This is a genomic window from Nonomuraea jiangxiensis, from assembly GCF_900099965.1.
Taxonomy (GTDB): Bacteria; Actinomycetota; Actinomycetes; order Streptosporangiales; family Streptosporangiaceae; genus Nonomuraea; species Nonomuraea jiangxiensis.
Map to the genome: position 1 here is coordinate 65083 of NZ_FNDJ01000022.1, position 21492 is coordinate 86574.

Here is a 21492-nt window from a genome sequence, read left to right on the forward strand (position 1 = left end):
GACAATGGCGCGATGGCTGAAAGTGGTGAAACCGACTGGGTCTCCAGGTTCGCGGACGAGGTGATCGCCGAGGCGGAGCGACGCGCCCCGGGCAAACCGATCGTCTGCGCCTCAGGGCTGAGCCCGTCGGGCCCGATCCACCTGGGCAACCTGCGCGAGGTCATGACCCCCCACCTGGTCGCCGACGAGATCCGGCGGCGCGGCATCGACTGCGTGCACCTGCTCTCCTGGGATGACTACGACCGTTTTCGCCGGGTTCCCGCGGGCGTCGACCCTTCCTGGGCCGAGCACATCGGCAAGCCGCTGACCTCGGTGCCCGCTCCGGCCGGGAGCAGGCACTCCAACTGGGCCGAGCACTTCAAGGCGCCGATGATCGCCGCCCTGAAGGAGCTGGGGGTCGAATACCACGGCATCAGCCAGACAGCGCAATACACCATGGGGGCCTATCGGGAGCAGATCCTGCTGGCCATGCGCCGGCGGGCCGACATCGACGCCGTGCTGTCGCCTCACCGGTCGCGGGAGGTGGCGCGCTTCTTCCCGTACAAGCCGTACTGCGATCTGTGCGAGCGCGACCTGACCACGGTCACCGCCTACGACGACGAGACCACCGAGCTGGCCTACACCTGCGAGTGCGGCTTCGGCGAGACCGTACGGCTGGCCGAGCACGACCACGGCAAGCTGGTCTGGAAGGTGGACTGGCCGATGCGCTGGGCCCACGAGGGCGTGATCTTCGAGCCGTCCGGGGTGGATCACCACTCACCGGGCTCGGCCTGGCTCGCGGGCGGCCGGATCGTGGGCGAGGTGTTCGGCGGCAGGCAGCCGATCGGCCCCATGTACGCGTTCGTCGGCATCACCGGCATGGCCAAGATGAGCAGCTCCAAGGGCGACGTGCCGACCCCGGCCGACGCGCTGGAGATCATGGAGGCGCCGGTGCTGCGCTGGCTGTTCGCCCGCCGCAAGCCCGCCCAGTCCTTCAAGATCTCCTTCGACCAGGAGATCCAGCGGCTCTACGACGAGTGGGACGCGCTGGGCCGCAAGGTCGCCGCGGGCCAGGCCCAGCCCGCCGAGCTGGCCGCGTACCGGCGCGCGGTGAGCACGGCCGCGGGGCCGCTGCCGGGCACGCCGCACCCGGTCCCCTACCGCACGCTGGCCTCCGTCGTCGACATCACGACCGGGCACCCCGACCAGACCCTGCGCATCCTGCGCGACCTCGACGGGCTCACCGACCTCGACGCGGCACGTCCCCGGCTGGACCGGGCACAGCGCTGGATCGACGGCCACGTGCCGGCCGACCACCGCACGCGGGTGCGCGAGCGGCCGGACACCGAGTTGCTCGACTCGCTGAGCGCCGGCGAGCGCGACGCGCTGCGGATGCTGGCCGACGGGCTCGACGACTGGACGCTCGACAGCCTCACGGCGCTGGTCTACGGCGTGCCGAAGGCCCAGGCGGGGCTTGCACCCGACGCCGGCCCGACACCCGAGCTGAAGGCGGCGCAGCGGTCCTTCTTCGCCCTGCTCTACCGGCTGCTGGTGAGCCGCGACACCGGCCCCCGGCTGCCCACGCTGCTGATGGCCGTGGGCGCCGACCGCGTCAGGAAGCTGGTCGGCGCGTGAACGAGGCGGGCGGGGAATACGGCACATCTATAGTAGGACGCCGGTTTCACGCCAATAGTTCGGCACATCATTCTCGCCAGATTTGAAATGGTTTATGAAATTGTTGCCGGCCGTCCCCCGTCACTCCGCGGGCTGGGCGATCGCCCAGCTCAACGTGATGATCCGAGGGCGGACACCGCAGCTCGGCAGCTCAATGCGAACCCCACCGGAACCCGCGGACGAGATCATTTCCAGGGCCTTTAACGCGAAGGTCGGATAAAGGCCGATCAATGCAAGGCGCTTTCAAGCGGGCTGCATGTGTTCCGGAGCACCTTGAATCCATGAACAAGCAGCCCTTCGCCGCCAGCGTCAGCGTCATCGTTCCCGCGATGAACGAAGCCGAGAACCTGCCCCATGTCTTCGCGACGCTGCCCGACTGGATCGACGAGGTGATCCTGGTCGACGGCAACTCGACCGACGACACCGTCGCCGTCGCGCGCAGGCTGCGCCCCGACCTCCGGGTCGTCGTGCAGACGCGGCGCGGCAAGGGCAACGCGCTCATCGAGGGCTTCCAGGCCGCCCGCGGCGACATCATCGTCATGATCGACGCCGACGGCTCCACCGACGGCCGGGAGATCCGCTCCTTCGTCACCGCCCTGGTCAAGGGCGCCGACTTCGCCAAGGGCTCCCGGTACGCCCCTGGTGGCGGCTCGGACGACCTCAGTCCGATCCGCTCGCTCGGCAACAAGTTCCTCACCACGCTGACGAACCTCCTCTACGGCACCCGCTACACCGACCTCTGCTACGGCTACAACGCCTTCTGGGCCCGCCACCTCGACGCCCTCGACCTCGACTGCGACGGCTTCGAGATCGAGACCCTGATGAACGTCCGCGCCGCCCAGGCCGGTCTCGTCATCCACGAGGTCCCCAGCCACGAGCGCTGCCGGATCCACGGCGAGAGCAACCTGCACGCGCTGCGCGACGGCTGGCGCGTGCTCAGGACGATCGTGCGGGAGAGGGCACGCGGCACTGCCGTGACCGTGGAGGCCCAGGTAGCGCTTGCCAAGTGACATCCTTGGACAATGCGCTACATAGTGATCGGGGCAGGAGCAGTCGGGGGGACCATCGGAGCCCGCCTCCACCAAGGTGGGCACGAGGTCCTCCTCATCGCGCGGGGCGCTCACTACGAGGCGCTCAGGCGCGACGGCCTGCGCCTGGTCACCCCCGACTCCGACGAGACCCTCGACATCCCCGCCGCCGACGGCCCCGTCCCGACGCGCGACGACGACGTGCTCATCCTGGCCACCAAGTCGCAGGACACGGTCGCCGCGCTGGCCCCCTGGCCGTCCGGCCTGCCGGTGGTCTGCGCCCAGAACGGCGTGGACAACGAGCGCATGGTCCTGCGGCGGTTCGAGCGCGTCTACGGCATGTGCGTGTGGCTGCCCGCCCAGCACATGGAGCCCGGACTGGTGGAGGCGTACGGGCACCCCAACTCCGGCATGCTGCACGTCGGCCGCTATCCACAGGGTGTGGACGAGCTGACCACGCAGATCGTCACCGACCTCGGCAAGCGCGACCTGGTGGCCCACGCCGCCCCCGACGTCATGCGCTGGAAGTACGGCAAGCTGCTCGGCAACCTGGGCAACGCCGTGGAGGCCCTGCTCGGCCACGTGCCCGGCCTGGAAAACGTGCTCCGGCGCGCCAGGGAAGAGGCCATGACCGTGTTGCGCGCGGCCGGCATCGATTACTCCACCCCCGAGGAGGAGGCGGAGTCGCGCGGCGACCAGGTCAACGGCCGGCCCATCGAGGGCTCCAAGCGCGGCGGCGGGTCGTCATGGCAGAGCCTGGCCAGGGGCAGCGGCTCGATCGAGGCCGACTACCTCAACGGCGAGATCGTGCTGCTCGGCCGCCTGCACGGCGTGCCCACCCCGGTCAACGAGGTGCTGCGGCGCGAGGCCAACCGGCACGCCCGCGAGAAGCTGCCGCCCGGCTCGATGCCGATGGAGACGCTGCTCGCCCTCATCGACGGGCGTTCCGCAGCCGGATCCCGCTGAACTCCAGGGTGCTGGCCGTCACCTCGTTCCAGAACGGCCACAGGTTGTCCAGCAGCCTGAGCTGGATCCCCGCCTCCTCGTGCAGCTCGAACAGGTCCGGGACCGGCTCGGGCGGGCCCAGCGGCGCCACGGGCACCTTCGAGACCACGGCGTGCGGCGGGTCGCCGATCGGCTCGAAGCCGTCGGCCGGCAGGCGGTAGGCGTACAGGCGGACGTCCATGAGCGCCTTGAGCCAGCCGTACTCGATGGCGTGCACCCGCTCGCCGCAGCCGGAGCCGATGATCCGGGCGGCGTCCTCCTCGGTGGTGTGCGGCCCGGCCCAGGCCATCGCCCGCGGGCAGTCGCGCGGGAACCAGTAGTCGGGGCAGCGCTCGGGCCCGACCGCCCAGACGTACGCCTCGCTCTGCGCGGCCGTCACCGCGACGTGCGGCACGAAGCGCTCGATGGTCGGGTCCTCGGAGAAGTGCAGAACCTCGCCCGGATCGGGTCTCATGAACGTCATCATGACGCATACCCCGTCGATCTCCGGGCAGTGGGTACACGCCTGACGACAAGGGGTGAGTTGCATGATTTTACTGGGACTGGTTCTGGTCCTGCTCGCCGGCGGCGCGGTCGCCCTGGTCCTCACGGAGGAGAGCCCCAGGTATCTCCTGTTCGGCTACGCCTTCGAGCTCAATCACGTGGAGATGTTCCTGGTGGGAGCGGCAGCGGCGGCCTGCCTGCTGCTCGGTCTCTGGCTGCTGGGCTCGGGCTCGCGCCGGACGGCCAGGCGCCATCGCAGACTGCGCAGCGCCAAGGCCGAGGCCTCCAGCCGGGTGGCCCAGCTGGAGGAGGAGAAGCGCGACCTGGAACGGCGCCTGGAGCACGAACAGGAACACGAGCCCGACACCGTCCCCGGTGACCGGCTCGTGGCGCGAGGCACCACCGAGAAGAAGTGACTCACGTGGTGGCACTCTGGCGGGAAGGTAACAGGTTGCCCTCCCGCCAGAGCGCGAACCCGGTGATCACGGCCCCGAGCCCCTCCCAGAGCCCGACCCCGAAGAACTCGGCCGGCGCCGCCCCGCTCACCACCAGCGTGGTGAAAACCGTGAACGTGACCAGCCTGAACGGCACCGTCCAGCGGAAGAACGGCGTGTAGTCCGCGGACGCGGCGAACACGTAATAGGCGCCCATGTTCACGGCCGCCATTGACGACGCGGCCATGTAGACCGGCGTGTAGTCACCCGCGGTCCGTACGTCGAGCACCTCGAAACCCAGCATGACCAGCAGCGTCTCGGGAGAGACCAGTCCGAGCAGGCCGAGCGCGAGGGCGAGGATTCCGAAGACCGCGATGGTCCAACCGGCGAAAGAACGCGGAAGACGCACTGAAAACCTTCCAGAGGGGGGTGTAATCTGCGAGGCGCTCTCATCATGCACTCGGAGGTCGCATGCCCCCCACGCGTGGCCGTCCTATCGCACTGAAACTCCTCATCCTCCTCCTGGTGCCGCTGCTGTCCCTGGTCGGCCTGTGGGTGTTCGCGGCGGCCCTGACCGGAGGCGTCGGCCTGCGCCTGCTGGCCATCAACGACCTGGCGAACAACCTGGCCACCCCGTCGGGAGTGGTCACCACCGAGTTGCAGTACGAGCGGCTGGCCTCCGTCGAATACCTGGTCAGCGGCCAGGGGGCGGACAAGCTGAGCCGGCAGCGGGACGAGACCGACCGGGCGGTGGCGACGTTCCGCCGGCTCGCCGGCAGCCAGCGCAACCTCTCACCCGCGATGACCGAGCAGCTCGCCACCGTGAACCACCGGATCGACCAGCTCGTGGAGGTACGCCGCGCCGTGGACGGCCTCACCGTCCCGCCGCTGGACGTCATCGACAGCTACAGCCAGGTCGTGGACGCGTCCTTCCGCATGTACGACGCCATGGTGCTGGTGCCCGACCTGGCCCTCTACCAGCAGGCCAGGGCGGTGACGACGCTGGGCGAGGCCATGGACATGCTGTCCAGGGAGCGGGCGATGATCGCCGTGGTGCTGGCCAGGGGCCGGGTGGAGTCCAGGGAGCGGGAGACGTTCACGAGCATGGTCGCCACCCGGCGGCTGCTCTATTCGCAGGCGGTCTCGCACCTCGACGAGGGGCTGCGCGGGCCGTGGGACCGGCTCACCGAATCCCCCGTCTACCGGGAGTTCCTCAAGGCCGAGGACGCCATCAGGGGGCAGGCCGCCACCAACGGCCTGCCGGCCGCGGCCGCCACCTGGCCGGTGGACGGCCAGAACCTGTGGACGGCGGTCGAGCGCGAGCAGGCGCGCTCCACGGAGAACATCGTGCGGCGGGTGACCCCGGCGGCCGCCGGCCTGCTCATCAAGATCGGCGTGGCGGGCGGCCTCGGCCTCATCGCCGTCGTCGCCTCGATCATGCTCTCGCTCCGCTTCCGCAAGCGCCTGGTACGCGAGCTCGCCGCGCTCCGCGACGCCGCCACCGAGCTCGCCGAGGTGCGGTTGGCCGGGCTGGTCAGCCGGTTGCGCATGAACGTGCACCCGCCCACGGCCGCCGAGACGGCCCCGGTGCGGGTCGAGGCCCGCACCTCCGAGGTGCAGGACATCGTACGGGCCTTCAACGACGTGCAGTCCACGGCCATCGAGGCGGCGGTGGGCCAGGCCAGGCTGCGGCACGGCGTCAGCCAGGTCTTCGTCAACCTGGCCCGGCGCAATCAGTCACTGCTGCACCGCCAGCTCCTGCAACTCGACAGCATGGAGCGGGCCACCGAGGAGCCCGGGATCCTGGCGGACCTGTTCAAGCTCGACCACCTCACCACCCGCATGCGCCGGCACGCCGAGAGCCTCATCATTCTGTCGGACCAGGTCCCCGGGCGCTCCTGGCGCAACCCGGTGCCGATCCTCGACGTGATGCGCGCGGCCGTCGCGGAGGTGGAGGAGTACGAGCGGGTCGAGGTGCTGCAACCGCCGCCGGTCGCGCTCGTCGGCGTGGCGGTCACCGACGTGGCCCACCTGCTGGCCGAGCTGGTCGAGAACGCCACCCTGTTCTCCCCGCCGCAGACCAGGGTGGACCTGCGCAGCTCGACCACGCCGCACGGTCTCATGGTCGAGATCGAGGACCGCGGGCTGGGCCTGCCGCGCCAGGAGCTCGACGCGCTCAACGACCGGCTGAGCCAGACGCCCGAGTTCGACCTGGCGCAGAGCGACCAGCTCGGGCTGTTCGTGGTCAGCAGGCTGGCGGCCAGGCACGGCATCAAGGTCACCCTGGCGGCCTCCCCCTACGGTGGCCTGACCGCGATGGTCGCGCTGCCCCAGTCCCTGCTCGCCGACCAACCGGCCCTGAGCGGCCGCTAGCCGCAGCGCCGACCCTGGCCAGGCTCCCGTCGGCCGCTGTGCCGCCAGGCCCGCCGCCGGCGGCCGGGGCTCCGTGGACCCGCCGGGCTCGGCCCGGTCGTCACAGGAGGACCTGGAGGAGTGCCTGCTTCCTGGCCTTGGACGGCTCGGCGATCCGCTGGACCTCCTCGCCCGCCTCGTCCAGCACGACCAGCGTGTTGTGCTCCTGGCCCGCGACCCGCACCACCAGGCGCCCGTCGGGCAGGTAGGAGGCCCCCAGCAGGCGCCCCTTGACCTGCGGGGTGTGCCGCCTGCCCGTCACCATGTCCACGACGACCGGCTTGAACGAGGTCGGCCAGCCACCGTCGCCCAGCGCGTCGGGGTTCCGCGGGAACTCCACGACCGCCTTGCGCCCGTCCGGCGACAGGCTCTGCACGTGCGTGACGAGGTCGACGCCCTTGGCCCTGGCGGCCTTGCCGGTCGTCGTGTCGAGCCGGTAGAGGCCGTCGGCCTCCCCGGTGTAGCCGGCCAGGTAGCGGCCGTTCGCGGACCAGGCGAGGTGGCAGATGCCCTCCGTGGTGCCCAGCTTGTGCGGGGCGCCGGTGCCGTCGGCCCGGACGGACATGACCGTGTCGCCGCCGCCTCCGTACGCCACCCGCTCCGAGTTGGGCGACCAGACCGGGGTGAGGCACGGCGTGCCGCCCTGGATCCCGCTGACGAGCGTGAGGGTCTTGCCCTCCTGCCTGACCTGGAGCCGGCCGTCCGACGTGACCCAGGCGGCCTTCCTGCCGTCGGGCGAGGCGGCGAACTGCGGCAGGGTGCCGGTCCTGGCCAGCGTGGCCCACTGGCCGGACGCGTACCGGCTGAGCTGGTTGGCGGCGCTCGCGTAGACGGCGGCGCCCGAGAGCTGGGCCGGTACGGTGGCCGTCGCGCCCGGCGCGGCCACCAGCACGGCGCCGAGCGCGGCGCCTGCGACAACACGAATCCTCATGAGGCTCATGTTGCCCGAGCGACTCACAAACGCAGGAAAGGCTCGCTGAAGTGCGACGTCGCGATAACGGCCCGCTCGGCACCGAGCTCGGCGAGCACCTCCGCCCGGGTGCGCGCGGCGGTCTCGCCGTCGTCGTCGTAGAGGTAACGGATTTCCGGGTTCGCCAGCTGCACCGGGTGGTGCACGAGGTCGCCGGTCATGGCGACGTCGCCGACGCGGACGATCTGGTGGCCCGGCGTGTGTCCGGGCGCGAGGCGTACGCGCACGCCCGGCACGATCTCGGCGTCGCCCTCCACGACGTGCAACCGGTCCTTGATGACGGAGACGATCTCATCCAGCACCGAGCCGCGGGCCGCGTCCAGCTCGGCCTGCTGGACCACGTAACGGGCGTTCTCGAACACCGGCGCGCCGTCGGCGACCGCGCCCGAGGCGTGGTCGCTGTGCAGGTGTGTGAGGACGACCGTGCCGATCTCGGCGGGCGTCACGCCCGCGGCGGCGAGTTCGCCGGTCAGCACGCCGGGGACCGGCGCCCAGCTGGACGCCGGTGACTGCTCGCCGCCGATGCCGGTGTCGACGAGGGTCAGCCGGCCTGCCGCGTCACGCAGCAGGTAGCAGTGGAAATGCAGGACCCATGGCTCGTCCGGGAGGCCGGAACCGGCGAACATCTCGGCGAGCGGCCGGCTGATCGCCGGCCCCATCGGGCCCACGGCGTCGCAGAGCGGTGTGACTTCGACGCCGGACACGTTCATCGATCGGTGTGGCACCCGGCCCAGGTTACGCGGCGACGGGCTCGCGCGGAACGTACTCGTTCTCGAGATCGGCGGCGTAGACGGCGCGGCGGCAGTGGGCGCACCGGTACATGATCGGGCCCTCGTCGAGCTCGTGGCGGCACCGCGGGCAGTGGTTGACGGTCTTCATGGTGCTCCCCCAAGGAGTTTCTTTCGTCCTATGGAACCCTCACCGAGTTGCAGGGGTCCTGCATGCCACTTGACACGATGACGCTGCGCCGATGGGGGTTTCTGTGCCCTCCGGTACACCGGCCGCGGTAATTTTCCTCGCTGCGCGGCGCCGGGAAGAACATTGTCATGCGCCCTGTCCCGCTTTCGCGGGCGAAAGCCGGAGAACCGCCCGGGAATAGTCCAAGCGGGCTAGGCGTTTCATGGGCTTGATCGTGTGGTATGTTCCCACTGAGCGTTGAGCTTCATTTCCAGCTCCGCTGATCTTCATCTCCAGCCCACCCCGGGCATTCGGGGTCCGGCCTGTTTCATCACTTCACGCGCCGTCCCGTCGTGGGCCTTCGGCGCACACCCCCAAGAGGTTCATCATGTCTGTGCACACCATTCCAGAGCAGCGTGCGGACGTGGCCATCCGGCAGGTGAGCGGCCTCCTGGACGTACGCGACAAATCCGCGTTCATCCGGGCCGACCACCTTCCGGGGCCCGGCGACGTACGACTGCCACCTGACCGCATCCGGCAGTACGACTTGCGCCCCGGCGACCACGTCGTGGCCTCCTACGCCAACGGCAAGTTCCTCGGCGTCGAATCCGTCAACGGCTCCGCGCACTGGCGCGGCCGCCCCCACTTCGCCGACCTGACACCCGTCCATCCCGACCAGCGGCTCGACATCGAGACCGAGTCGCTCAGCACCCGCGTCATCGACCTGGTCGCCCCCATCGGCAAGGGGCAGCGCGGGCTCATCGTGGCGCCGCCCAAGGCGGGCAAGACCATGGTCCTTCAGGCCCTGGCCGCCGGGATCACCCGCAACCACCCCGAGGTGCACCTCATGGTCCTGCTGGTCGGCGAGCGGCCCGAGGAGGTCACCGAGATGCGCGCGAGCATCGAGGGCGAGATCTTCAGCTCGACCTTCGACCACCCCGACCGCGACCACACCGCCATCGCCGAGTTGGCCATAGAGCGGGCCAAGCGGCTCGTGGAGGCGGGCCAGGACGTGGTGCTGCTGCTGGACTCGCTGACCCGGCTCGGACGCGCCTACAACAACGTGACGCCGCCCGGCTCCGGGCGCGTGCTCACCGGCGGGATCGACGCCCGGGCCCTGTATCCGGTCAAGCGCTTCTTCGGCGCCGCCCGCAACGTCGAGGGCGGCGGCTCCCTCACGATCCTCGCCAGCGCCCTGGTGGACACGGGGTCGCGAATGGACAACAACCTGTACGAGGAGTTCAAGGGCACCGGGAACATGGAGCTGCACCTGGCCAGGGAACTGGCCGAGCGGCGGCTGTTCCCGGCCGTGGACCTGGACTCGTCCGGGACCCGGCGGGAGGAGATGCTGCTGACCCCGCAGGAGCAGCGGGTGGTCTGGCGGCTGCGGCGGATGCTCGGCGGCCTGGAGCGGCAGCAGGGGATCGAGCTCCTGATCGGCAAGCTACGCGAGACCCCGTCCAACGCCGCCTTCCTCCTTGAGGCCGCCGCCTGACCGGGCGGAGCCGGTGTTCGGCCCACCGGCCGGGAGGGCGGTGGTGGCGGTCCACCAGAATGGGCGCATGCTGGCCGACATCGTCGAATACCTGATCTGTCCCGTCTGCCATGCCGACCTGCGGCTGGGCGAGTCCGCCCTCCGGTGCGCCCGCGGGCACTCCTACGACGTGGCCAGGCAGGGATATGTCAGCCTGCTCGTCGGATCCAGGCCGCCGGGGACCGCCGACAGCGCGGCGATGGTGGAGGCGCGGGCCCGGTTCCTGGCGGCCGGGCACTACGCCCCGCTGACCCGGGCCGTGGCGGAGGAGGTGCGGCGGCACACGAGCGCTCGAAACGTTCCAACAAAACATGAGCCTTCTACCGAAACCGATGACGGCGAGGAGCTGAAGGCGTACCGTGGGGCGGGAGTGCACGCCGGTAACGGCATGGGGCCGCAGGGTCCCAGCCGGGACCCGGAGATCGTCGAGGATCGTCGCGCGGAGGGCTGGGCCGCGCCGCTGATCGTCGACGCCGGCGCGGGCACCGGGCACTATCTGGTGGCCGCGCTAGACGCGGTGAACGACGGCATCGGGATGGCATTCGATGTGTCCAAGCACGCTGTACGCCGGGCGGCTCGGGCGCATCCGAGGGCAGGGGCGTTCGTGGCCGACGTCTGGCGGCCGCTGCCCATCCGGGATGGGGTGGCCGATGTGGTGATCGATGTGTTCGCGCCTCGTAACGGGCCCGAGTTCGGCCGGATTCTGCGGCCGGACGGCGTCGTGGTGGTCGTGACGCCCGCCGGCACGCACCTGAGCCCACTGGTCGAAGAGCTGGGACTGCTCTCCGTCGACGAGGAGAAGGAGCTCAGGGTGGCGCGCAGCATGGAGGGGTTCGCCGAGACCGGGCGGCGCTCGGTCGAGTTCGAGATGGAGCTGGGGCACGGCGACGTCGCCCAGGTGGTGGGCATGGGCCCGAGCGCGTGGCACACGGACGAGGCCGAGCTGGATGAGCGAATCGCGGGATACCTCTCCCGGACCGTCGGAAAAAGTAGCGGAAAAGTAGTAACACATGCGGCCTTTCACCTGTCTACGTTCGAGCTCGCATCCCGAGCCAGGTCCGTTTCTTGACGGACATGTGTTACGGGTGTTACCGATGGGGCATTTAGTCCGAAATTCCCCCACATTCCCTAAGTATTTCCTCGATGCAGGCGCAATACTGGACGGCATCCCTCGCCCCGAGGCGCGGGACTTCAAAGGGAGGGGGCGCGCCGGATGAAGGCGGAGGAACGCTGGCAGGCCAGGTTCCGCGCGTCGGGCATGACGCTGCCGTCCTGGGCGCGCCAGGCCCCGAACCGCGCCATCTACCGCTCCAACGCCACCGGCACGTGGGAGGTCTACGCCTGGGACCGCGTGACCGGTGTCACCCGCCAGGTCACCGACCGGTCCAAGGGCACGGCGCACGCCGCCATCGACCCCACCGGCCAGTGGATCTACTGGTTCGCCGATACCGACGGCGACGAGTTCGGTGTGTGGTGGCGCCAGCCGTTCACCGGCGGCCCCGACGAACTGGTCGCCGACCTGCCGCCGGGCCAGCCCGGCGGCATCGCCATGTCCGCGACGGGCGTGGCGGCGATCAGCCTGGCCAGCGAGGGCAGGTTCCGCATCCACGTGGTCCGCGAAGGCGAGCCGGCCAGGCTCCTGTACGAGCACACCGAGGCGGCCTGGGTGGCCGACATGTCCCTCGACGGCTCACTCATCGCGATCAACCACGGCGAGTACGGCGACTTCCGCCACCCGGCGCTCCGCGTCGTCCGCCAGTCCGGCGAAACGGTCGGCGAGCTCTACGACGGCCCCACCAAGGGCGTGATCGGCCTCCACTTCGCCCCGGTGCTCGGCGACCGCCGCCTGCTCGCCCTGCACGAGCGCCGCCACCGCCACGAGCCCCTGGTCTGGGACCCGGTGACCGGCGAGCAGCGCGAGATCTGGCTGCGGGACTCCGGCGACCTGCACGCCGAATGGTACGACGACGCCCGCGGCCTGCTGATCCTGCGTGACAGCCGGGGCCGCAGCTACCTGCACCGCTACGACCTCGCGGGCGGCGGCCTGACCCTCATCGAGACCCCGCACGGCGTGATCGAGCAGGCGCTTCCCCGGCCCGGCGGCCACGTCGAATACTCCTGGTCGAGCGCGTCCCGGCCGCCGGTGATCCGGTCGAGCAACGGCCAGGTCGTGGTCAACGCGAGCGGCCCGCCCGCCCCGCCGAGCGTCCCGGTCGAGGACATCGACGTCGAGGGCGAGGGCGGCCTCATCCACGCCCTGGTCTCCAAGCCCGAGGTGGGCACCGCCCCCTTCCCCACCGTCTTCCTGCTGCACGGCGGGCCCACGGCGCACGACCAGGACGCGTTCTCGCCCGAGGTCGCGGCCTGGGTGGACGCGGGGTTCGCGGTGGTGCGGGTCAACTACCGCGGCTCGACCGGCTACGGCTCGGCCTGGCGCGACGCGCTGCACGGCGACGTGGGGCACATCGAGCTCGCCGACGTGGCCGCCGTACACCAGTGCGTGGTCGGTCGCGGCATCTCCGACCCGGCCAGGACGGTGCTGGCGGGCTCTGCCTGGGGCGGCTATCTCACGCTCCTCGGTCTCGGCACCCAGCCCGACCTGTGGACGGCCGGCATCGCCGCGGTGCCCATCGCCTGCCACCAGACCTCGTACGAGGACGAGGCGGAGAGCCTGCGCGCCTACCACCGTGCCCTGCTCGGCGGCTCCCCCGACGAGCAGCCCGACCGGTATGCGGCCAGCTCCCCGATCACCTACGTGGACCAGGTGAAGAGCCCGCTGCTGATCCTCGCGGGCGAGAACGACACGCGTTGCCCGCTGCGCCAGATCGAGAAATACGTGGCGAAGCTCGCCGAACACGGGCGGGAACACGAGGTCTACACCTACGACGCGATCCGCGGCTCGCTGGTGGTGGCCGAGCGGATCACGCAGATGGCGCTCCAACTGGAGTTCGCGAGAAAGCACGCCAACCCACACTGACCCCCGCACCACCCCGACACCCCGCACCCCACCCCCGGCACCCCGCGTCACACCCAGGCAGCCCGCACGCCGCACCCCGGCAACCCGCACGCCGGCAGCCCGCAGCGCACCCCGGCAACCCGCAGCGGCTACCGGCGATCAGCGGTGGCTGTGGCGCGATCAGCGGGCGCGGAGGACCACGATGGCCAGGTCGTCCGCGCTCGGCTCCGAGGCGAAGTCGGCCGCGCCCCTGCGAATGCGCTCCGCCACCGCCCTGGCCGACAACCCGGCGCACTCGGCCAGCAGCTTGGCCAGCCCGCCGTCGTCGTCGAGCAGCCGTCCGCCGGAGCGCCGCTCGGTCACGCCGTCGGTGACGGCCAGCAGCACGTCGCCGTGCTCCAGGTGGACGGTGTCGGCCTCGAACATGACCTCGTGGAACACCCCGAGCAACGACTGCGGCGTGGTCACCGCCTCCACCCGGCCGCTCGCCTTGAGCAGCAGCGCCTCGGGGTGACCGGCCGACACCAGGCGGATCTCCAGCCCCGACTCCACCGGGGTGATGTCGCCGTGCAGCAGCGTGAGGAACCTCGCCCGCTCCCCCTCCTCCAGGATCGCCTGGTTGAGCCGGCCCAGCACGGCCGCGATGCCGTACCCCTCCCGGGCGAGCAACCGCAGCGTGTGGCGGGCCAGCCCGGTCACGGCGGCGGCCTCGGGACCGGTGCCGCAGACGTCGCCGATCGCGAACCGCCACGAGTCGTCGCCCGCCTTGAACAGGTCGTAGAAGTCGCCGCCGACCTCGTTGGCCTCGCCGGCGGGCTCGTAGATGACGCCGTAGTCGAGCCCCGGCACCTCGGGCTCGTTGGGCGGCAGCAGGCTGCGCTGGAGCGCCCGGTTGGCGGCGGCCTGCTGGGCGTAGAGCCGGGCGTTGTCCATGGCCAGCGCGGCGCGCCTGCCGATGTCCTCGGCGAACTGGATGACGTCATCGGGGAAGCGGTCGGGCCTGCCCAGGCACATCAGGCCGAGGCTGCGGCCGCGGGCGGTCAGCGGGATCGCCAGCACCTGCGCGTCGGGCAGCTGGATCGCCGAGGTGACCCGGGTGCCGGCGGCGCCGACGTCCATCTCGGAGAGCTGCTCGCGCAGACCGTCGATCCTGGCCTCGTCGGCGTGCCAGAGGTAGACCAGCCGCGGCGGCCCCACGTGGCCGTCGGAGGTGTAGACGGCGCACCAGCTCGCCAGCCGCGGCACCACGACCTGGGCGACGATGGCGGGCACCATGTCGGGGTCGAGGGTGCCCGCGAGCAGATCGCTCGCGTCGGCCAGGAACCCCAGCCAATGTGGCCCTCTGGCGCTCTCCTCCAGCCATTCGGCTGCCACTCTGTCCGCGGAGCCAGGTAGCGTGAGCCTAGCCCAGTGGACACGGGAATCGCCCGCGAAGGTGACTCCCCACTCCTCGACAGCTACGGAAGGGGCCTTTGGATCGCCCTGCGAGAGGCTACGTTGCCGCAATTCAACCTGTATCGCGTCCCCGAAATGCTTCCAAATAACCTCAAAGGGCTCGTCAGCGACCTGCCCCGCCAGCTCTCCCGCGATCTGCTCGGCGGTGTGGAGCATGCCGCCGGTGGCCCACGCGGTCATCACCTCGCGCGTGAACCTCATCGCAGCAGTCACCGCGGCATCGCCAGGCGCGAACATCGCAGCGAGCACCGCATGGGGAGAACCAGTCACCCAACGTGCCTACCACACTTCCCGTTGACTTGGGGTAAATCCAAGGGCAGGACTACGAGCTACTCATCGTGACAGACTTGAATCACTCGCCGGAGCCCGCAGCGAGTGAAGGAGGCACCATGACCACGGCCAAGGTCGTACCGACCCCGGAGGAGAGGACCTACACCGAATCGGATCTCGTGCCCATCCTCGAGACCCTCTTCTCCTGGCGTGACGGTGACTTCAGGCGTCGGGTGCCGCACGCTCCTCCCGGCATTCTCAGCGAGGTGCGGCTGCTGCTCAACGAGGTGGCCGACCGTCGCGAACATCTGGCCAACGAGCTCGTACGCGTACGCAAGGAAGTGGTGAAGGAAGGGCGGTTCAGCGAGCGGCTGACGCCCGGACCCGGTGTCGGCGCCTGGGCGGAGGGCGTGGAGTCGGTCAACGTCCTGATCGACGCCCTGGTGAGCCCGGTGAGCGGCGCGGCCGACGTGATCGACGCGGTCGCCAAGGGTGACCTGTCGCGGCGCATCGACCTCGACCGGTCGGCCCGCGGCGAGGTGCGCCGGCTGGGCAAGGCCATCAACGGCATGGTCGACCAGCTCGCCCTGTTCAACTCCGAGGTCACCAGGGTGGCGCGCGAGGCGGGCACGGAGGGCAGGCTGGGCGGCAGCGCCAACCTGCGCGGCATGTCGGGGAGCTGGCGCGACCTCACCGAGGCCGTCAACACGATGTCGTCCCGGGTGGCCGCGCAGGTGCGCGACATCGCGGTCGTGACCACCGCCGTCGCCAAGGGCGACCTGAGCCGCAAGGTCACGGTCGACGCCGTGGGCGAGATGTTCGAGCTGAAGAACACCGTCAACACGATGGTCGACCAGCTGTCCGGCTTCGCCGAAGAGGTGACCAGGGTCGCCCGCGAGGTCGGCACCGAGGGCCAGCTCGGCGGCCAGGCCCAGGTGACGGGCGTGTCCGGGGTCTGGAAGGACCTGACGGACAGCGTCAACTTCATGGCCAACAACCTCACCTCCCAGGTGCGCAGCATCGCGACCGTGGCGACCGCCGTGGCCCAGGGCAACCTGTCCAAGAAGATCACGGTCGATGCGCAGGGCGAGATCCTGCAGCTCAAGGACACCCTCAACACGATGGTCGACCAGCTCTCGTCCTTCGCCGACGAGGTCACCCGCGTCGCCCGCGAGGTCGGCACCGAGGGCAAGCTGGGCGGTCGCGCCGAGGTGAAGGGCGTGTCGGGCGTCTGGAAGGACCTCACCGACAACGTCAACAGCATGGCCAACAACCTGACCTACCAGGTGCGCAACATCGCCCAGGTGACCACCGCCGTGGCCAACGGCGACCTCACCCGCAAGATCGACGTGGACGCCCAGGGCGAGATCCTTGAGCTCAAGTCCACCATGAACACGATGGTCGAGCAGCTCTCCTCGTTCGCCTCCGAGGTCACCCGGGTCGCCCGCGAGGTCGGCACCGAGGGGCAGCTGGGCGGCCAGGCCCAGGTGCGCGGCGTGTCCGGCGTCTGGAAGGACCTGACGGACAACGTCAACTCGATGGCCAACAACCTGACCTCCCAGGTGCGCCAGATCGCGGCGGTGTCCTCGGCGGTGGCCCAGGGCAACCTGTCGAAAAAGATCACCGTTGACGCGCAGGGGGAGATCCTGCAGCTCAAGGACACCCTCAACACGATGGTCGACCAGCTCTCGTCCTTCGCCGACGAGGTCACCCGGGTCGCCCGGGAGGTCGGCACGCAGGGCCAGCTCGGCGGCCAGGCGCGGGTGAAGGGCGTGTCGGGCGTCTGGAAGGACCTCACCGACAACGTCAACAGCATGGCCAACAACCTGACCTACCAGGTGCGCAACATCGCCGAGGTCACCACGGCCGTGGCCAACGGCGACCTCACCCGCAAGATCGACGTGGACGCCCAGGGCGAGATCCTGGCCCTGAAGACCACCATCAACCGCATGGTGGACCAGCTGTCGTCGTTCGCCTCCGAGGTCACCCGCGTCGCCCGCGAGGTCGGCTCGGAAGGACAGCTCGGCGGCCAGGCGCGGGTCGAGGGCGTCGAGGGCACGTGGAAGCGGCTCACTGAGAGCGTCAACGAGCTGGCCGGCAACCTCACCACGCAGGTCCGCGCCATCGCGACCGTGACCAGCGCCGTGGCGCGCGGCGACCTGACCCGGTCGATCGCGGTCGAGGCGCAGGGCGAGCTGGCGGAGCTGAAGGACAACGTCAACCTGATGGTGGCCAACCTCCGCGAGACCACCCAGGCCAACCAGGAGCAGGACTGGCTCAAGTCCAACCTGGCCCGCATCTCGCGGCTCATGCAGGGCCACCGCGACCTGCTGGAGGTCGCCAAGCTGACGATGAGCGAGCTGACACCGCTGGTGTCGGCCCGCTACGGCGCCTTCTACGGCATCGAGCCCGGGGGCGACCACGAGCTGATACTGATCGGCGGCTACGGCGTGCGCCCCGACCGGGGGCCGCGCCAGCGGTTCGCGATCGGCGAGGGCATCGTCGGCCAGGCGGCGGCCGAGGGCAGGCACATCATCCTCGACGACGTGCCCCCGAAGTTCATCACCATCGACAGCGGGCTCAGCCAGTCCACGCCGGCGCAGATCGTGGTGCTGCCGATCCTGTTCGAGAGCCGGGTGCTGGGCGTGCTGGAGCTGGCCTCGTTCACGCCGTTCGGGGAAGTGCACCTCGACTTCCTGACGCAGCTCGTCGAGACCATCGGTGTCACGATGAACACGATCATCGCCAACTCCCGCACCGAGGACCTGCTGACCGAGTCGCAGCGGCTGACCCGTGAGCTGCAGGAGCGCTCCGACGAGCTGCAGCGCCAGCAGGAGGAGCTGCGCAGATCCAACGCCGAGCTGGAGGACAAGGCGGCGCTGCTGGCCAAGCAGAACCGCGCGATCGAGATCCAGAACTTCCAGATCGAGCAGGCCCGCCGCACCCTGGAGGAGCGCGCGGAGCAGCTCGCGGTGTCCTCGCGCTACAAGTCCGAGTTCCTCGCGAACATGTCGCACGAGCTGCGCACGCCGCTCAACAGCCTGCTGGTGCTGGCCAAGCTGCTGACCGAGAACGCCGAGGGCAACCTGACCTCGCAGCAGGTCGAGTTCGCCAAGACGATCCACAGCGCGGGCTCCTCCCTGCTCCAGCTGATCAACGACATGCTCGACCTGTCGAAGGTCGAGGCGGGCCGGATGGACATCCACCCGATCCAGGTGTCGCTGCCGAAGATGGTGGACCTGCTGGAGGCCGCGTTCGCGCCGCTGGCGCAGGACAAGGGGCTGTCGTTCTCCGCGGACGTCGAGGCCGACGTGCCGCACGAGCTGCGCGCCGACGAGCAACGCCTGCAGCAGGTGCTGCGCAACCTGATCTCCAACGCGGTGAAGTTCACGCCGCGCGGCGAGGTCAAGCTGCGGGTCTCGACGGCGCCCGCGGGCATCGAATATGACGACGACACCCTGCACAACGCCACCGACCTGCTGGCCTTCCAGGTGATCGACACCGGCATCGGCATCGCGCCCGACAAGCGGGACGTCATCTTCGAGGCGTTCCGGCAGGCCGACGGCACGACCAGCCGCAAATACGGCGGCACCGGGCTGGGCCTGGCGATCTGCCGGGACATCGCCCGGCTGCTGGGCGGCGAGATCCACGTGGACAGCGAGCTGGGCAAGGGCAGCACGTTCACCCTCTACCTGCCGGCCTCCTACACCGGGCCGCTGGCCGCGACCGACGGCGGCGTCGCGCGGCGGCAGCTCATGTCCCCGCCGGCCGAGGAGAGCACGGCCGCGGTGCCCGAGCCGCCGCTGCCGCTGGACCTGCCGATGCCCGAGCTGGTCGAGACCCCGGTCGAGACGCCCGCCCAGTGGCAGGGCGACGACCCGCTCAACGGCGCCAAGATCCTCATCGTGGACGACGACATCCGTAACGTGTTCGCGCTGACCAGCGTCCTGGAGCGGCACGGCTCGACCGTCGTCTACGCTGAAAACGGTCGGGAGGGGATCGAGCAGCTCGAACGGAACGAGGACGTCGCGCTCGTGCTGATGGACATCATGATGCCGGAGATGGACGGCTGGGCCACGACCTCGGCGATCCGACGCATGCCCCAGTTCGCGGATCTCCCGATCATCGCGCTCACCGCCAAGGTCATGCGGGGCGATCGCGAGAAGAGCATCGCCTCGGGTGCCTCCGACTACGTGCCCAAGCCCGTTGACGTGGACCGTCTGCTGGAGCGCCTGCGCGGCTGGCTCAGCCGAGGGCGCGGGTCCGCGTCCGACTCATCCGTCGAAGGATCGTGATCGATGCCGGACCGTGCCAAGATCCTCCTGGTCGATGACCGCGAGGAGAACCTGATCGCGCTTGAGGCCATCCTCAGCTCCCTGGACCTGGTGCCCGTACGCGCCAGGTCCGGCGAGGAGGCGCTCAAGGCGCTGCTCAACACCGAGTTCGCGCTCATCCTGCTCGACGTGCGGATGCCGGGCATGGACGGGTTCGAGACGGCCGCGCACATCAAGCGGCGTGAGCGGACCAGGAACATTCCGATCATCTTCCTGACCGTGGTCGACAGCGCGCCCGATTACGCCTTCCGAGGTTACGCGGCGGGCGCGGTCGACTACCTGACCAAGCCGTTCGACCCGTGGGTGCTGCGGGCGAAGGTGTCGGTGTTCACGGAGCTGTACAACATGAACAAGCGCCTGGCCGAGCAGGCGTCGATGCTCCGCGATCGGCTCGGCGGCGAGTTGCCGCCGGGGGCGGGCGATCAGGCGCAGGTGCTGCCGGAGCTGTCGCGCCGGCTGACGGCGGTGGAGGATGAGCTGGCCCGGGTGAGGGAGCTGGCCCGCAAGGCGCCGGATCCGACGCTGGCCGTGCCGCTGGCCGACCTGACGGACCGGCTGACCCACCTCCGCGCCGGCCTCGACGCGCTCTCCTAACGGCGCCCGACCCCAGAGGCCAGCCGCCCGGCAGATCGCCCTCCCGGTGTTCCGCGCGGTTCCCCCAGCGCGCCACCGACCGGGAGTGCCATTCCCGAGCGGCCGGTCGTGGGCGGTGGCGGGCGTGTTGTGCTGGGTGGTCGGTCGGTCAGTGGCGGGCGCGTTCCAGGGCGTCCCAGAAGCCGCGGCGCAGGGCGTGGCGGACCTCGTCGTGCAGCAGGAAGTCGATCGGCAGCGACGAGCCCTGCAGCAGGCGCGCCTCCAGGTCGGAGGGCATGCGCGGCTTGCGGGCCAGCACCGCCTCCAGCCACAGGGCGGGGGCGTCGCGGGCGACCGATTCGCCGAAGTCGTGGCCCTCCCGGTGGGCGGCCTTGACGGCGTCGGCCAGCGTGGTGGCGCCCGCCGTCGCCGCCGACGGCGGGTTGACCGGCGCGGGCTGCGGCCCGGTGTACGGCCCGAGCTGCGACGGCTGGTAGGCCCCGCTCACCGGCGAGGCGAACTGCCCGGTCGTGGGCGAGGCGGACTGAGCCTGGACGGGAGCGCTCACCGGGGCCGCGGGCGGCGGCGCGGGCGAGGGCGGCTCGGGCTGGTAGTTGGTGTAGCTCGGCAACGCGGGCGGCGTGGCCGGCTGGCCGCGCCCCGCCGACGGCGCCGGCCCGTTGGACGTGGGCTCGGCGGGCGCCGGCGTCACCGGCCGGGCGGCGTGGCTGCCGGAGGACGAGGGCGTCTGCGGCAGCGAGGGCGGCAAGGAGGCGGCCGGGGAGGGCTGGGACGGCTGGGCGGGCGGCAGCGAGTGGGCGGCCTGCCCGTTGCTGAGCGCCTGGTGGTGGCCGTTGGAGGCCTCGGTGATGCCGGTCACCAGGTTGACGTAGGGGCGCAGGTGGACCGCCCCCAACTCCACCAGGTCGTCGCACTCCTGCCTGAGCGAGCGCGAGACCGCCCAGCCGCCGTCGGTCGCGATGTGGAAGACGCTCACCCTGACCCCGAGGTCCTGCGCGTCGCACACGACCTGGGCCAGGTCCTCGTCACCGCTGACCACCACGGCGTCGCAGATGGCGTTGTTGCGGGCGAGGGTCATCAGGTCGCGGTGCACCTGGGCGTCCACGCCCTCGCGCCGGCCCGGCCGGATGCGTGACAGCCTGAGCTTGAGCCCGGGTATGTCGGCCAGCGCGTCATGCTCCGGCGTACGGCGGCCCTCGACGGTGGCTTCGTACCAGTAGCACCGCAGTAGCGGCAGGCCGGTGCGCTCGCGCGACAGGCCGGTCATGAACTGGAGCAGTCCCGGGTAGTCCCAGGAAACCGCTTCGCGATGACGTGTGCCGTGCGCGGCCATCGCTCCGTCAGAGAGCAGATAGCCAGCGTCCACGAACAGCGCACAGCGATCCACTGACACCGCCCCTTTCCTGGTGGTCCGACCTTGCAGGCTTTGCACCGTCAGAGACCGGACTCGGCGGCCCTCTCTCAGGG

General features: G+C 70.5%; 17 protein-coding genes. 10 read left to right on the plus strand and 7 right to left on the minus strand.

Annotation, left to right across the window (positions count from 1 at the left end):
* The first annotated feature begins 12 nt into the window (after nt 1-12).
* The 3 genes from lysS to BLS95_RS37960 all read left to right on the plus strand — a co-directional run bounded on the left by lysS (nt 13) and on the right by BLS95_RS37960 (nt 3647).
* The gene (lysS, locus tag BLS95_RS37950; protein ID WP_090943165.1) at nt 13-1614 is read left to right on the plus strand and encodes a lysine--tRNA ligase; all 1602 of its coding nucleotides are present in this window, start codon (nt 13-15) and stop codon (nt 1612-1614) included.
* A 320-nt stretch (nt 1615-1934) separates the two neighbouring features.
* Nucleotides 1935-2663: a glycosyltransferase family 2 protein gene (locus BLS95_RS37955; RefSeq protein ID WP_090943168.1), complete on the plus strand. Its 729-nt coding sequence runs from the start codon at nt 1935-1937 to the stop codon at nt 2661-2663.
* A 12-nt stretch (nt 2664-2675) separates the two neighbouring features.
* The gene (locus BLS95_RS37960; RefSeq protein WP_090943171.1) at nt 2676-3647 is read left to right on the plus strand and encodes a ketopantoate reductase family protein; all 972 of its coding nucleotides are present in this window, start codon (nt 2676-2678) and stop codon (nt 3645-3647) included.
* Here BLS95_RS37960 and BLS95_RS37965 read toward each other — a convergent pair.
* Nucleotides 3613-4140, minus strand: a complete 528-nt coding sequence (locus tag BLS95_RS37965) for a DUF6886 family protein (RefSeq protein WP_090943460.1) — start codon at nt 4138-4140, stop codon at nt 3613-3615. The genes BLS95_RS37960 and BLS95_RS37965 overlap by 35 nt on opposite strands.
* Before the next feature lie 73 nt (nt 4141-4213).
* Between BLS95_RS37965 and BLS95_RS37970 the strand changes: the two genes are divergently transcribed.
* The gene (locus BLS95_RS37970) at nt 4214-4585 is read left to right on the plus strand and encodes a hypothetical protein (RefSeq protein WP_090943174.1); all 372 of its coding nucleotides are present in this window, start codon (nt 4214-4216) and stop codon (nt 4583-4585) included.
* A 1-nt stretch (nt 4586) separates the two neighbouring features.
* On the opposite strand, the gene BLS95_RS37975 is transcribed toward BLS95_RS37970, so the two are convergent.
* Nucleotides 4587-5012 carry a hypothetical protein gene (locus BLS95_RS37975; protein WP_245765526.1) on the minus strand — a complete coding sequence of 142 codons (426 nt, stop codon included), beginning with the start codon at nt 5010-5012 and terminating at the stop codon, nt 4587-4589.
* A 62-nt stretch (nt 5013-5074) separates the two neighbouring features.
* On the opposite strand from BLS95_RS37975, the gene BLS95_RS37980 reads away from it, so the two are divergent.
* Nucleotides 5075-6976, plus strand: coding sequence for a sensor histidine kinase (locus BLS95_RS37980; protein WP_090943176.1), 1902 nt, complete (start codon nt 5075-5077; stop codon nt 6974-6976).
* A gap of 100 nt (nt 6977-7076) precedes the next feature.
* On the opposite strand, the gene BLS95_RS37985 is transcribed toward BLS95_RS37980, so the two are convergent.
* Genes BLS95_RS37985 through BLS95_RS56125 form a run of 3 tightly spaced genes read right to left on the minus strand, consistent with a single transcriptional unit; the run spans nt 7077 to nt 8864 of the window.
* A complete protein-coding gene (locus tag BLS95_RS37985) occupies nt 7077-7946 on the minus strand; it encodes a TolB-like translocation protein (RefSeq protein ID WP_143044014.1) in 870 nt (289 codons plus the stop codon).
* A 23-nt stretch (nt 7947-7969) separates the two neighbouring features.
* Nucleotides 7970-8710, minus strand: coding sequence for an MBL fold metallo-hydrolase (locus BLS95_RS37990; protein ID WP_245765527.1), 741 nt, complete (start codon nt 8708-8710; stop codon nt 7970-7972).
* Between the two features lie 10 nt (nt 8711-8720).
* Entirely contained in the window at nt 8721-8864 is a 144-nt protein-coding gene (locus BLS95_RS56125; RefSeq protein WP_176993595.1) for a hypothetical protein, read from the minus strand.
* A 406-nt stretch (nt 8865-9270) separates the two neighbouring features.
* Here BLS95_RS56125 and rho point away from each other — a divergent pair, with 406 nt between their 5' ends.
* The 3 genes from rho (at nt 9271) to BLS95_RS38005 (ending at nt 13393) form a co-directional block, all read left to right on the plus strand.
* Complete coding sequence (gene rho / locus BLS95_RS37995) at nt 9271-10377, plus strand: transcription termination factor Rho (protein ID WP_176993596.1); 1107 nt, start codon at nt 9271-9273, stop codon at nt 10375-10377.
* 67 nt (nt 10378-10444) lie between these two features.
* Nucleotides 10445-11485 carry a putative RNA methyltransferase gene (locus BLS95_RS38000; RefSeq protein WP_143044015.1) on the plus strand — a complete coding sequence of 347 codons (1041 nt, stop codon included), beginning with the start codon at nt 10445-10447 and terminating at the stop codon, nt 11483-11485.
* Between the two features lie 144 nt (nt 11486-11629).
* Nucleotides 11630-13393 (plus strand): S9 family peptidase, encoded by a 1764-nt coding sequence (locus BLS95_RS38005; RefSeq protein ID WP_090943187.1) that lies wholly within the window; start codon nt 11630-11632, stop codon nt 13391-13393.
* Nucleotides 13394-13552: 159 nt separating this feature from the next.
* Here the strand turns inward: BLS95_RS38005 and BLS95_RS38010 are convergent, their stop codons facing one another.
* The gene (locus BLS95_RS38010; protein ID WP_090943190.1) at nt 13553-14746 is read right to left on the minus strand and encodes a PP2C family protein-serine/threonine phosphatase; all 1194 of its coding nucleotides are present in this window, start codon (nt 14744-14746) and stop codon (nt 13553-13555) included.
* A gap of 470 nt (nt 14747-15216) precedes the next feature.
* Here BLS95_RS38010 and BLS95_RS38015 point away from each other — a divergent pair, with 470 nt between their 5' ends.
* Together BLS95_RS38015 and BLS95_RS38020 are read left to right on the plus strand one after the other, a co-directional pair.
* Nucleotides 15217-19392, plus strand: a complete 4176-nt coding sequence (locus BLS95_RS38015; RefSeq protein ID WP_090943194.1) for a HAMP domain-containing protein — start codon at nt 15217-15219, stop codon at nt 19390-19392.
* Nucleotides 19393-19395: 3 nt separating this feature from the next.
* Complete coding sequence (locus tag BLS95_RS38020; protein WP_090943197.1) at nt 19396-20025, plus strand: response regulator; 630 nt, start codon at nt 19396-19398, stop codon at nt 20023-20025.
* A gap of 148 nt (nt 20026-20173) precedes the next feature.
* Here BLS95_RS38020 and BLS95_RS38025 read toward each other — a convergent pair whose 3' ends face one another.
* Nucleotides 20174-21412 carry an NYN domain-containing protein gene (locus BLS95_RS38025; RefSeq protein ID WP_090943200.1) on the minus strand — a complete coding sequence of 413 codons (1239 nt, stop codon included), beginning with the start codon at nt 21410-21412 and terminating at the stop codon, nt 20174-20176.
* Nucleotides 21413-21492 lie beyond the last annotated feature (80 nt).